At 44.6% G+C, this 13,305-nt stretch carries 9 protein-coding genes; 8 read left to right on the top strand and 1 reads right to left on the bottom strand.

Annotated elements, in window-relative coordinates; all coding sequences use genetic code 11:
* Positions 1–24 precede the first annotated feature (24 nt).
* From uvrD to AC5FX4_RS03895, 4 genes are read left to right on the top strand one after another with little or no spacing between them, the layout of a single operon-like run.
* Complete coding sequence (uvrD, locus tag AC5FX4_RS03910) at positions 25–2,190, top strand: DNA helicase II (RefSeq protein WP_493605196.1); 2,166 nt, start codon at positions 25–27, stop codon at positions 2,188–2,190.
* Positions 2,168–4,243: a tRNA(Met) cytidine acetyltransferase TmcA domain-containing protein gene (locus AC5FX4_RS03905; protein WP_493605195.1), complete on the top strand. Its 2,076-nt coding sequence runs from the start codon at positions 2,168–2,170 to the stop codon at positions 4,241–4,243. The genes uvrD and AC5FX4_RS03905 overlap by 23 nt, the downstream gene beginning before the upstream one ends.
* The gene (locus AC5FX4_RS03900) at positions 4,218–5,324 is read left to right on the top strand and encodes an ABC transporter substrate-binding protein (RefSeq protein WP_493605194.1); all 1,107 of its coding nucleotides are present in this window, start codon (positions 4,218–4,220) and stop codon (positions 5,322–5,324) included. The genes AC5FX4_RS03905 and AC5FX4_RS03900 overlap by 26 nt, the downstream gene beginning before the upstream one ends.
* 44 nt (positions 5,325–5,368) lie before the next feature.
* Complete coding sequence (locus tag AC5FX4_RS03895; protein ID WP_493605193.1) at positions 5,369–6,217, top strand: CZB domain-containing protein; 849 nt, start codon at positions 5,369–5,371, stop codon at positions 6,215–6,217.
* A 65-nt stretch (positions 6,218–6,282) separates the two neighbouring features.
* On the opposite strand, the gene typA is transcribed toward AC5FX4_RS03895, so the two are convergent.
* Positions 6,283–8,106 carry a translational GTPase TypA gene (gene typA, locus AC5FX4_RS03890; RefSeq protein ID WP_493605192.1) on the bottom strand — a complete coding sequence of 608 codons (1,824 nt, stop codon included), beginning with the start codon at positions 8,104–8,106 and terminating at the stop codon, positions 6,283–6,285.
* Positions 8,107–8,663: 557 nt separating this feature from the next.
* Here typA and glnA point away from each other — a divergent pair.
* The 4 genes from glnA to ntrC all read left to right on the top strand — a co-directional run bounded on the left by glnA (position 8,664) and on the right by ntrC (position 13,240).
* The gene (glnA, locus tag AC5FX4_RS03885) at positions 8,664–10,070 is read left to right on the top strand and encodes a glutamate--ammonia ligase (protein WP_493605191.1); all 1,407 of its coding nucleotides are present in this window, start codon (positions 8,664–8,666) and stop codon (positions 10,068–10,070) included.
* Between the two features lie 121 nt (positions 10,071–10,191).
* On the top strand, positions 10,192–10,701 hold the full coding sequence (locus AC5FX4_RS03880; RefSeq protein WP_493605190.1) for a DUF4124 domain-containing protein: 510 nt from the start codon (positions 10,192–10,194) through the stop codon (positions 10,699–10,701).
* A gap of 65 nt (positions 10,702–10,766) precedes the next feature.
* A complete protein-coding gene (gene glnL / locus AC5FX4_RS03875; protein ID WP_493605189.1) occupies positions 10,767–11,846 on the top strand; it encodes a nitrogen regulation protein NR(II) in 1,080 nt (359 codons plus the stop codon).
* Positions 11,846–13,240: a nitrogen regulation protein NR(I) gene (gene ntrC / locus AC5FX4_RS03870; protein WP_493605188.1), complete on the top strand. Its 1,395-nt coding sequence runs from the start codon at positions 11,846–11,848 to the stop codon at positions 13,238–13,240. The genes glnL and ntrC overlap by 1 nt, the downstream gene beginning before the upstream one ends.
* Positions 13,241–13,305 lie beyond the last annotated feature (65 nt).

The following is a 13,305-nucleotide window of genomic DNA, read 5'->3' as shown; positions in this document are numbered from 1 at the left end:
CATTTTACTGAAATAGGCGTGGTAATGGACGTTTCTGAATTAATCGATGGCTTAAACGACAAACAGCGTGAGGCGGTAGCAGCCCCATTGCAAAATATGTTGGTGCTAGCGGGCGCAGGGTCGGGTAAAACCCGCGTATTAGTACATCGCATCGCTTGGTTAATGCAGGTAGAACATGCCTCTCCTTACAGTATCTTTGCGGTAACCTTTACCAATAAAGCCGCTAAAGAAATGCGAACACGTGTTGAAGAGACTCTTCGCTCTCCTGTTGGTGGCATGTGGATCGGTACTTTCCACGGCTTATCTCACCGTATTTTGCGTGCCCATCATCGTGAAGCGAATTTACCAGAAGCATTTCAAATTCTCGACAGTGATGATCAGGTTCGCATGATCCGCCGTTTACTCAAAGCGATGAATATCGACGAAAAGAAATGGCCGCCGAAACATATTGCTTGGTATATCAGCGCCCGTAAAGACGAAGGCCAGCGACCTAAAGATATTCAAGCGTATGATGTCAATGAACAACTCTTGCTACGAGTTTACACTGCCTACCAAGATGCCTGTGACCGCGCTGGATTGGTTGACTTTGCTGAAATACTGTTGCGCTGCTTTGAGTTACTGCAACAGCAACCGACATTATTACGCCACTACCAACAGCGTTTTAGACACATGTTGGTGGACGAATTTCAAGATACCAACAGTATTCAGTATCAATGGCTGAAGCTGTTGGCGGGTCAAGAAAATACCATGATGATCGTGGGTGATGATGACCAAAGTATCTATGGCTGGCGTGGCGCAAAAGTCGAAAATATCAAACGCTTCTTGGACGACTTTTCAGCCGAGACGATTCGCCTAGAACAAAATTACCGCTCCACCGCGACCATTCTCAAAGCGTCAAACGCGTTGATCCAAAACAACGCCGAACGCATGGGTAAAAGCTTGTGGACCGATGGTAACCAAGGTGAACCCATTTCTATCTACGCGGCTTTTAACGAGTTAGATGAAGCCCGATTTGTGGTGAGTAAAATTCGCACTTGGCTCAATGGCGGCAATGCATTGCAAGATTGCGCTATTTTGTACCGTAACAACGCGCAATCTCGTGTGCTCGAGGAAGCTATGTTACAAGAAGGTCTCAAATATCGCATTTATGGCGGTATGCGCTTCTTCGAGCGCCAAGAGATCAAAGATGCTTTGGCTTATTTACGCTTGATCAGCAACCGCCAAGATGACGCGGCATTTGAACGCGTGATCAACACACCTGCTCGTGGCATTGGCGATAAAACTTTGAGTCACATTCGCGACTGTGCTCGTAATGAATCGATGCCTTTATGGCACGCAGCAAAAGCCGTTATCGAGCAAAAACATTTAGCCGGCAGAGCGGCAACCGCAGTATCGCGCTTTATTGAGTTAGTTGAACAGTTAGATGACAAAATCACCGAACTAGAGTTATCCGAGCAAGCCAAAACCACCATAGAGCAATCTGGACTGATGGCCATGTATCAAGCGGAAAAAGGCGAAAAAGGCCGTGCTCGGGTTGAAAACTTAGAAGAATTGATCAGTGCTTGCGGCCAATATGAGCCACCCATTGATGAAGATTTCAGTTCACCATTGCAGGGCTTCTTAGCCTACACGTCATTAGAATCGGGTGAAGGTCAAGCTGATGAACACGAAGACGCCGTCCAAATGATGACTTTGCACTCGGCAAAAGGTTTGGAGTTCCCACTCGTCTTTATGGTGGGTGTCGAAGAAGGCATGTTCCCATCACAACAAAGCCACGAAGAATCTGGTCGTCTCGAAGAGGAACGTCGTCTGTGCTATGTGGGCATGACCCGCGCCATGGATAAACTCTATATTAGCCATGCTGAAAGTCGCCGATTATACGGCCAAGAAAAACATCATAGCCCCTCTCGTTTCTTACGTGAATTACCAGAAGAGTGTGTAGAAGAAATACGTATCAAGACCCAAGTATCACGTCCTGTGAACAGTGGCCGCTTTGGCGCTGCGGTGACTCATGCGGCATTTGATGACAGTGGCTACACCCTCGGCCAAAGAGTACTGCACGCTAAATTCGGTGCGGGCACCGTGCTCAACTATGAAGGCAGTGGTGCACAATCACGCATTCAAGTTAGTTTTGACGATGTTGGCAGCAAATGGTTAGTCACAGCCTATGCCCGTTTACAAAGCCTCTAAATTAAAACCCCTATTTTCAAAACTGGCGCGTGAGCAACACCGCCAGTTATTCTTATTATGTGGGGAACACCATTGGGCCATCGAGCAACTCTCAAGACTCTTTAACCTTGATAGCAATGCGCTGATATTGTCTAAACATCCAGATGCCAACCAGGCTATTTGGCCTGAGCATTTGCACCAGATCCTAGGGCAAGAATTTGATATTGCCGCCTACGATGGTTATGCAGGCATTGAGCCTAACAAACTGGCCGCATTAAGTGGTACCATCAAAGCCGGTGGTGTTCTGGTGCTTATCTTACCCGAACTTGAAGACTTAGATACTTGGTTAGATCCCAGTATTCAGAACTGCTGTTCTTTTGGTTTTGAAGTAACACAAAGCCCTTTTCTCAAACGCTGGCAGACACTACTTACACAGAGCCGTTTATCTACCTTGTCGCAGCGACATGGCTTGTATCTGCAACTAGACACAACACCACCTTTACCACGTGGGCATTTCGATGAGCAAACACACGTCGTATCACAATTATCGACACACTTGCAGCAAAAAAAAGCCGCACCAGCTTTGCTCACTGCCGACCGTGGACGGGGTAAATCATCGGCCTTAGGTTTGCTTGCTGCCACGATGAAAGACCGCTCGTTCGTGATCTGTGCAATACAATATCAAGCGGTCAAAAACACTTTCAAGCATTTGGCGGAGGCTATGGGGATACCTTATCAAGGCCATGAGAAACAGTTAGCGAATATACGCTACTTACCGCCAGATGAACTGCTCAAAGAACACTTAGAAAATGAGGTTATCTTGGTTGATGAGGCGGCAGCAATGCCTGTTCCTATATTAATCAAAATCACCCAACGAGGACTGCCTTGCATCTTTTCCAGCACCATGATTGGTTATGAAGGCAATGGACGAGGTTACACGTTACGGTTTAAACGCTTTCTAGAAGAGCATTACCCTAAATTCATTTCATTACAGCTAAGCCAACCAATTCGCTACCAAGCTAATGATCCACTAGAAAAGCTGGTCAACTCCTTATTTGCGCTTGATTGTCGCTACCAAGAAATCAGTAATATCAGCGCGCCGTCTTTTGCCGAGCTGAAGACGAGTACACTCGCACAGGACGAACACTTGCTACAGCAAGTTTTCGCACTCCTTGTGCTTGCGCACTATCAAACCACGGTAAGCGATTTACGCCAGTTGCTCGATAGTCCATCCCAACGCCTGTTTGCTGTCAGCGACCAAGACACCTTGTTAGGCTTATGTTTGATTAATATCGAAGGCCAACTTCCGTACGAGTTACATGACGATATCGCCGCAGGAACACGCCGACCACAAGGACACTTGTTGCCACAGCAACTCTTTGCCATCCAAGGACAAACTGACTTTTTAAATAGTCGATTTGCCCGCGTCGTACGAATTGTTATCGCCCCATCTTTACATGAGCAAACACTGGGTAGCCAACTACTCACTTTCTCAGAGCAGCAACTACACCATGAAGTCGACTTCATCGGCAGCAGCTTTGGCGCGAATGCGAAACTCGTCAATTTCTGGCAGAAAAACCATTTTCATGTCGTTAAGTTAGGCTTCAAGCAAGACAAAGCCAGTGGCGAATATGCTGCGATGGTGCTCAAAAGTACCCGTAAGCAAAGTGCACCGGTGCTACATCGCCTACAACATCATTTCCAAAAAAACTTTTATTATCAGCTACTCAGCCACTACCAGCTTTTACCTAGTTCTTTGGTATTAAAGCTACTGAGCACTTTCCCTAGTCAAGAAATTTCATCGCACTGGATTAATCATTTGAATTATATGGTTAAAAAGTTATCTCACCTTGAACAAGATAGCAGTACTCTGTGGCATATTTTGACATTTAATCCGAAATTATTATTAAGTTTATCAGATGTTTCACAACACTTAGCGATTGGACTATTATTACAAAATAATAGTAAAGCATGGTGTTTGAATGGACTCACATTGGAGTCAAAAAAACAACGAGTGCATGCTTTTAAGACGTTAGTACTGGAGTTACATGCCGCTACCCAATCCCTTCCATAAGTTTTTATGTTTTGCACTCGCGTTGCTATTGAGTGGCTCGGGTTTGTGCGCGACGAACAATATCAAACTCGGCATGTCTATCGCGCTGAGTGGCCCAGCTCAAGGGATTGGCAAACAACTGCGTGATGGCGCGCAGCTTTATTTTGACACGCTAAATAAGCAAGGTGGGATAGCTGGACAACAAATTGAGTTACTAGTTTTAGACGATGGTTATGAGCCTAACCGCACGGTTATCAATACCAAACAGCTGGTTGACGTACACCAAGTAGACGCACTTTTTAGCTACATGGGCACGCCAACAACATCAGCCATCAAACCTTTACTTGAGTACAGTCAAATACCATTGCTAATGCCTTTCACCGGTGCTGACTTTTTGCATGGTGCCCCCACTTTTCAAGTATTTAACCTCAGAGCAAGCTATAAAGATGAAGCGATGGAACAGGTGCGTTTTTTAGTGAATGAAAAACAACATCAGCATATTGCACTATTAATCCAAGCCGATGAGTTTGGTATCACGTTAGAAAAAAGCATCACCCAAAGTTTACTGCAATCAAAGCTAAAACCCACCACCATCGCGCGATTTAGACGCAATACCACAGATGTCGATAAAGCATTGGAGCAAATACAAGCCACTAATGCGAGCGCAGTGATCATGGTTGGCACCTACGAACCTTTGGCTAAATTTATCCAACTGGCCGAGCAGGCCAAATCCCCCCTAGATTTTACAACCGTTTCTTTTGTTTCCAGCCAAGCCCTATTTCAACGAATTACAGCTGGTAAAAATGTGATGGTGACTGAAGTGATGCCAGATCCAAATATTTGCAACACGGCATTGTGTAATGAATTTCGAACACAAGTAAAACAAAATCCCAAGCTCGTCATTGATCATGTGTTATTCGAAGGCTATCTGAATGCCTTAGTGTTTAGCCGCGCAGCAATGCTCTGTAAAACAGGCTACAGCAATCAATGTATCATGCGCTCACTACCCGCAGTACTCATGCAAGACAGCGAACTAAAAGCGCTCTTTGAATTATCACAACAGCAAAAGAAATTGCCCGTATACCGTTCATATTCCTCATAATGATCTATCCTTAAACAATCGAAATACGCTTGTTGAGGGAAAACATGGATCTCATTAACTTTCGGGTTGGACATAAAACAATTTCATTGAAAATATTGGATATTTTGCTCACTGAACGCTATGAAGGTAACTTAACCTCTTTACCAAACGATAACCCCAGCTTCTTAGGCGTAAAAGATTATATGGGCACACCCACGCCTATTTTCGATTTGGGGATCATTTTAAACAAGCAATCGTCCTACGAAATCAATAATGCATTAGTCGAGTTACTCAAAGCCAGAGAAGATGATCACAAGCATTGGCTTCAGGCACTTGAAAAAAGTGTATTAAAAGGCCATGACTTCGATAAAGCCAGAGATCCCAGACAGTGTGCCTTCGGGCAATGGTTTTACAGTTTTAAAACAGAAAATGAAGATCTTAAAGCCATTCTCAGTCGCTTTGAGGAACCTCATAACAAGTTGCATGCCTTAGCCGATCAGCTGCTGTCGCTATGCGATCAAGATAAGCAGCAACAAGCGATTTCTTTGTTAGAAAAAGAGCGCGCAACCACTTACGCAAAACTTATTCGCCTATTTGAATCTGCGCGTGAACAAATTAGCCTCGATCACAAACCCATTATTGTGTTTACCACTCAGGATGGTCAGAAGCCACACATTGGTTTATTGGTCGATCAAGTTGAGGATAATATCCACTGTGACGAAAGTGAGATTAAATCACTCAGCGAAATTACCAATATCGGCTTTGAAGTTGATCCTCAAACCAAAAAAATGATGCAAGGGCTCATTAAGCAGGGTGATACCCACAGTGTACTCATTGACCCGAGTGCGATTTTTAGACCTGAGCACTTACAAGGTTACGAACCTGAAGAAACCGAAAGCTACGGTTTGTTTTGATTTTTCTTTGCGAGCAAACAAAAACGCCGCTATGACAGCGGCGTTTTTTATATGCAAATTAGAGCTTAGTCTTTTGCTTGACGGCTAGCGCGTTTACGCTCGCTTTCAGTTAGTAACTTCTTACGAATACGGATATTCTCAGGTGTTACTTCTACTAGTTCGTCATCATCGATAAACTCAAGCGCTTGCTCAAGCGACATCTTAATTGGTGGTACAAGTGTTTGCGCTTCATCAGTACCAGAAGCACGTACGTTTGTTAACTGCTTACCTTTCAATGCGTTAACAGTTAGGTCGTTGTCACGGCTATGAATACCGATGATCATACCTTCGTACACTTCAACACCGTGACCGATGAATAACTTACCACGCTCTTGTAAGTTAAATAGTGCGTTCGTTAGTGCCTTACCAGTTGCGTTCGCGATCAATACACCATTCTTACGTTTACCGATGTTACCGCCTTTATGTGGACCGTAGTGATCGAACGTGTGGTACATCAAACCAGAACCTGAAGTTAACGTCATGAAGTCTGTTTGGAAACCGATTAAACCACGGCTTGGCATAATAAAGTCTAAACGCACACGACCTTTACCATCTGGTGCCATGTCTGTCATTTCAGCTTTACGAAGACCCAATTGCTCCATGATAGAACCTTGGTGTTCTTCTTGTACGTCAACCGTTACGGTCTCAAACGGTTCTTCTAGTTGGCCGTCTACGTGACGTAGAATTACCTCTGGACGTGATACCGCAAGCTCATAGCCTTCACGACGCATGTTTTCAATCAAGATACCTAAATGTAATTCACCACGACCTGATACACGGAAGCTATCAGGGTTATCCGTTTCTTCAACGCGCAATGCTACGTTATGCACTAGTTCGTTTTGTAAACGCTCAAGAATGTTACGTGAAGTAACAAATTTACCTTCTTGACCTGCAAACGGAGAAGTATTTACTGAGAAAGTCATGGTTACTGTAGGCTCATCTACAGACAATGCAGGTAATGCTTCAATTGTGTTCACATCACAGATTGTGTCTGAAATTTTCAGCTCACCTAAACCTGTAATTGCGATGATATCACCCGCTTGCGCTTCTTGTGCTTCATGGCGATCAAGGCCTAAATAAGTCAGTACCTGACCTACTTTACCATTACGCTTGCTGCCATCAGCACCCACAACAGTAACCTGTTGGTTAACTTTTACAGTACCACGCTTGATACGACCAACACCGATAACACCGATGTAAGAGTTATAATCAAGCTGAGAAATTTGCATTTGGAATGCACCTTCTGGATCCGCATCTGGCTGAGCTACTTGCTCAACAATCGCTTCAAACATAGGTTGCATGTTGTCAGAAGGCTCGTCTAAATCTAATGTCGCCCAACCGTTGATAGCAGATGCGTAGATAACTTGGAAATCTAGCTGGTCATCTGTTGCGCCTAGGTTGTCGAAAAGGTCAAATACTTGGTCCATAACCCAATCAGGGCGTGCACCTGGTTTATCAATTTTGTTGATAACAACGATAGGCTTAAGGCCTAACGCGAATGCCTTTTGCGTTACGAAACGCGTTTGTGGCATCGGACCTTCTTGTGCATCAACCAATAGTAATACAGAGTCAACCATTGAAAGAACACGTTCTACTTCACCACCGAAGTCGGCGTGTCCCGGAGTGTCTACGATGTTAATGTGGTAGTCGTTCCACTCAATCGCGGTGTTTTTAGCTAGGATGGTGATACCGCGCTCTTTTTCGATATCGTTTGAATCCATTACACGCTCTTCATTACCGCCGCGCGTCTCTAGTGTACCTGATTGCTCAAGCAACTTATCAACTAGGGTTGTTTTACCGTGGTCTACGTGGGCGATAATCGCGATATTACGTAATTTTTCAATGCTCATGTTTATAACTCAGATAATTACTCGAAAGAGTGGGTTAATCCTATACACCTAATTGTGCAAAACAGCCTATAAATTGACCGCTAGGATTTATAAAGTGGCGTATTATCCCCTAATAACGCGATAGATGAAAGTTTATGCAGCATTATTTTTTAGCTTCATTAAACAATTTCGCTCTTTTTCGCCGTCATTTTACCCACTGAAAACCTGTTCAGTCAGCTTACGGGACTCTTTATAGTGCAATGTTAAATAACAAGAATAATTCAGAAATATGTAAAGGCAATGACAACCTAATTATGAGCAACATGGGTCAGTGAGGAAAACAAAGAAAGTTGCTCACTTTTCACTCAGTGCTTTCGAAAATGAACTACAATTTTCGCACCAACAACGTGCAATCGTGGATCATTTTGGTGCATAGCAGTAAGTTGCAAATGCCACTAACTAGATAAAACTCATATTTATCATTAAGTTAAAATTTTGGCACGTATTACGCTTACAAGAATCGCAATCGCATTAAGTTAATGCAGCAAGCATAAAAAACCCAACGAGTCGGAGGACACATGTCACAATCGGTTTTAGATTTTATCAAAGAAAACGACGTTAAATTTGTAGATTTACGTTTTACAGATACTAAAGGTAAAGAGCAGCACGTATCTATTCCTCATCATCAAGCCGATGAAGACTTCTTCGAAGACGGTAAAATGTTTGATGGCTCTTCAATCGCTGGTTGGAAAGGCATTAACGAGTCTGACATGGTATTAATGCCAGACGCAGCGTCAGCTAAGCTTGACCCATTTGCAGAAGAAACCACGCTTATCGTTCGTTGTGACGTTGTAGAACCAAATACACACCAAGGCTACGAGCGTGACCCTCGTTCTGTTGCAAAACGCGCTGAAGAGTACATGCGTTCAACGGGTATTGCTGATACCGTTCTGTTTGGTCCAGAGCCTGAGTTCTTCCTATTTGACGATGTTAAGTACAAAACTGACATGTCAGGCTCTATGTACAAAATTGACGCACAAGAAGCATCTTGGAACTCAGATCGTGATTACGAAGGCGGCAACACAGGCCACCGTCCTGGTGTAAAAGGGGGTTACTTCCCAGTAGCACCTGTAGACTCATCACAAGACTGGCGCTCAGCAACTTGCTTAGTACTTGAAGAGCTAGGTCAGGTAGTTGAAGCACATCACCATGAAGTAGCAACGGCTGGCCAAAACGAAATTGCAACTCGCTTTAATACGATGGTATTGAAAGCGGACGAAATTCAAGAAATGAAATACGTTATCCACAACATGGCACACCTTTACGGTAAAACGGCAACATTCATGCCTAAGCCAATCGTTGGTGATAACGGTTCTGGTATGCACTGTCACCAGTCACTTGCTAAAGATGGCAAAAATATCTTTGCTGGCGACAAGTACGGCGGTCTTTCTGAAGAAGCGCTTTACTACATCGGTGGTATCATCAAGCACGCTAAAGCAATCAATGCATTCGCTAACGCATCGACTAACTCATACAAGCGTCTAGTACCTGGCTTCGAAGCACCTGTTATGCTTGCATACTCTGCACGTAACCGTTCAGCTTCAATCCGTATTCCTGTTGTACCTTCAGAGAAAGCACGTCGTATCGAAGTACGTTTCCCTGATCCAACAGCAAACCCATACCTTGCATTCTCAGCAATGCTAATGGCAGGCCTTGACGGTATCAAAAACAAGATCCACCCTGGCGATGCAATGGACAAAGACTTATACGATCTACCTGCTGAAGAAGCAGCTGAGATCCCAACGGTTGCGTCATCACTAGACGAAGCATTGGCATGTCTTGACGCTGACCGTGAGTTCTTAACTCAAGGTGGCGTATTCACTGATGACTTAATCGATGCTTACATCAAACTTAAGTCAAAAGAAGTGGAAAAACTGAACATGACAACTCACCCTGTTGAGTTTGAAATGTACTATAGCGTTTAATCGCGCAACTTAAATCATATGTGTTCTCAAGCCCGCTTTAGCGGGCTTTTTTAGTGGTAAATCGTGCCGCTTCGTACTAAATTAGTATTTACTGAACAATAAGAAATAGGAAGATTTGCTGATGGTGCAGCGATTAATGATAGGTTGTTTGCTGCTAACTTGTTGCGCTCTACTGGCCGAGCCTCAAGTATACCGCTGGAAAGATGAACAAGGTAATTGGGTTTACTCAGATATGCCGCGTAAAGGCTCTGAAAAGGTAGACTTAAACCAACCGGTTACCATGCCTGCGGTAGACACTACGGTGCTTAAGCCAAAACAACAGACCAAACAAATCAGCTATGAACTAAAAATCGCCTCACCAGGTCATCAACAAACCATTCGAGAAAACACCGGCTCAGTCTATGTCACTGGACATGTCAGCCCTGTATTTTCTCGCGGCCTAAAGGTACAACTCTTCCTCGATGGCAAAGCAGCCAGCGAAAAGCAAACCAGTGCACAATTTGCCCTACGTAATGTTGAACGTGGAGAGCATAAACTGATCATACATCTATTTAACGAACACGGCACAAGAATTGCCAGTAGTGAACCCAGTACTTTTTATTTGCACCGCACCAGTCAAGTAAACCCGTAGCATGCAAAATACACGCATGATATTATGCACCATATTGGTGCAAAGATTCCCTAAGGTGATCCAAGATGGAACAAAATACGCAACCTATGTTAGGTACTCTGTGGCATAACCTCTCTACCTGCGTACTGGCATTAGATGCGCAATGCATCATTCATTATGCCAATAATAGCTGTAGCGAGTTGTTCGGCCTAGGGTTGAAACGCCTCGTTGGACAGCCTCTCAATGATATTTTCAGTCATCATCAAATCGACTTTGAACGTCTGCATCAATACGTACTGAATGACGGAGTAGACTGCCAGCAGCATAGAGTTGACGTGGTTTTTATCGATAATCGGGCCGCAACCTTAAGCCTGCACGCACGACGAATTAACCACCAACACAAACCTTATATTTTGCTTGAATGCAGACGAATTGATGATGAAGTACGCTTTGATCAAGCGTCCAATCAAATGCACCAATATCAAGCAGCCAGAACCTTGATCCGAGGGCTAGCACATGAAATTAAAAATCCACTAGGCGGTATACGCGGAGCGGCGCAATTATTGCAGTACGAGAGTTGTCAGCAAGAACGCGATCAATGCGCGCAGTTGATCATTGAACAAGCAGACCGATTAACAGAGCTGGTGGATAGGTTATTAGGCCCAAACCAATTACCCAAAAAGGCCCCGTGCAATATCCATCAAACGCTCGAATCGGTCATCAAGCTCAGTACGCTAGGTAACAGCAGTGACATCGTACTTTTGAAAGACTACGACCCTAGCATACCGGATATTGTCATTGATCAAGCAAAGATACAGCAAGTGGTGTTGAACATAGTGAGAAATGCCCAACAAGCACTGGGCAATGGCGGTTCTATCACCCTTAAAACGCGCATTAAACATCGAATGCGCAGTGGTGAGCGGCTCATGAAAAAGGCGCTACTGATCCAAATTGCGGATAATGGCCCAGGCATTGCCGAAGAACTCAAAGACACTTTGTTTTACCCGATGATCACCAACAAAGAAGGCGGCTCAGGTTTGGGCCTTTCCATCGCGCAAACCATTGTAGAGCAACACGGTGGTTTGATTGATTGCGACAGCTGGCCCGGACATACAGAATTTAATATTTACTTGCCGTTTGACAACAGCGGCACGGGGAGCAAGTAATGAAGACAGTTTGGCTCGTTGATGATGATGCCTCTATTCGCTTTGTATTAGACAAGGCGCTTTCTAGAGCAGGCTTTAGCACCGAAAGCTTTGCTAATGGTCAAGATGTATTAACTGCGCTTTCTTATAGCCAGCCTGCGGTACTTATTTCTGACGTACGCATGCCAGGGATCGATGGTATGGCACTGCTTGAAGAAATTGCCGAGCTGTTTCCAAACCTACCCGTGATCATCATGACTGCACACTCCGATCTCGATTCGGCAGTGAATGCTTTTCAAAAAGGGGCATTTGAATATTTGGCCAAACCGTTTGACTTGAATGAAGCAACGGCGCTGGTTGAGCGCGCTTATCAAGCCAGCCAACAAGCCCGAAAAACCAAACGCCAAGTTCAAGAGCAAAAACACCCAGATATTATTGGTGAAGCCCCCGCCATGCAGGAAGTATTTCGTGCCATAGGAAAGCTTTCAGCTTCAAGCATGAGTGTGTTGATCAATGGCGAGTCTGGTACCGGCAAAGAGTTGGTTGCAGGTGCACTGCATAACCACAGCCCACGAAAAGACAAAGAATTTATCGCCCTCAATATGGCCGCCATTCCTAAAGACTTGGTTGAGTCAGAATTGTTTGGCCATGAAAAAGGCGCTTTTACTGGTGCTGATAGCACTCGTCGAGGGCGATTTGAACAAGCCAATGGCGGTACCCTGTTTTTAGATGAAATCGGCGATATGCCGCTTGACGTACAAACCCGCCTATTACGCGTACTCGCTGATGGCGAATTCTACCGAGTCGGTGGCCATCAAAGCGTGAAAGTTGATGTGCGTATTATCGCAGCTACGCACCAAGATCTCGAGCAACTGGTCAAAAAGGGGCAATTTCGTGAAGATTTGTTTCACCGCTTAAATGTGGTGCGCTTGAAACTCCCCGCATTGCGCGAACGAACTGAAGATATACCTAAACTGGCACAGCACTTTTTAGCCCGCAGTGCAAAAGAACTGCAAACCGATAGCAAAATTTTGGGTGATGACGCCATTCAAATGATGCGCTTCTATCATTGGCCGGGTAATGTGCGCCAGCTAGAGAATAGCTGCCGTTGGTTGACGGTGATGGCACCCGGTGATTTGATCAGCGCTCATGACTTACCTGAGGAGCTTACCACACGCAGCTCTAACGAGGAGTCTCAAGGAGATTGGCTGGATGCTTTCCAACAATGGCTTAATCAAGAGCTCAAACAAGGTAAAGAAAACATATGGCCTGCCGTGCAAGCGCAGCTTGAAGTGCGTTTGATCAAAACCGCACTCAATGCTTGTCATGGGCATAAGCAAGATGCCGCACTCAAAATTGGCTGGGGCCGTAATACCCTCACAAGAAAGTTAAAAGAGAGAAATATTCAAGATTAACAGCTCAGGGCCGCAAAATAATGTGGCCCACTATCACTTGTTCCCCAAATGAAATAAATTTGATT

It is taken from the genome of Pseudoalteromonas sp. ATL1 (assembly GCF_058933015.1).
This window is presented reverse-complemented; position numbering and strand designations above follow the sequence as displayed.

Bases quoted from the DNA above. Each gene is read 5' to 3' on its own strand.
- uvrD (WP_493605196.1), top strand. From the start codon at position 25: ATGGACGTTTCTGAATTAATCGATGGCTTAAACGACAAACAGCGTGAG.
- AC5FX4_RS03905 (WP_493605195.1), top strand. From the start codon at position 2,168: ATGCCCGTTTACAAAGCCTCTAAATTAAAACCCCTATTTTCAAAACTG.
- AC5FX4_RS03900 (WP_493605194.1), top strand. From the start codon at position 4,218: ATGCCGCTACCCAATCCCTTCCATAAGTTTTTATGTTTTGCACTCGCG.
- AC5FX4_RS03895 (WP_493605193.1), top strand. From the start codon at position 5,369: ATGGATCTCATTAACTTTCGGGTTGGACATAAAACAATTTCATTGAAA.
- typA (WP_493605192.1), bottom strand. From the start codon at position 8,106: ATGAGCATTGAAAAATTACGTAATATCGCGATTATCGCCCACGTAGAC.
- glnA (WP_493605191.1), top strand. From the start codon at position 8,664: ATGTCACAATCGGTTTTAGATTTTATCAAAGAAAACGACGTTAAATTT.
- AC5FX4_RS03880 (WP_493605190.1), top strand. From the start codon at position 10,192: ATGGTGCAGCGATTAATGATAGGTTGTTTGCTGCTAACTTGTTGCGCT.
- glnL (WP_493605189.1), top strand. From the start codon at position 10,767: ATGGAACAAAATACGCAACCTATGTTAGGTACTCTGTGGCATAACCTC.
- ntrC (WP_493605188.1), top strand. From the start codon at position 11,846: ATGAAGACAGTTTGGCTCGTTGATGATGATGCCTCTATTCGCTTTGTA.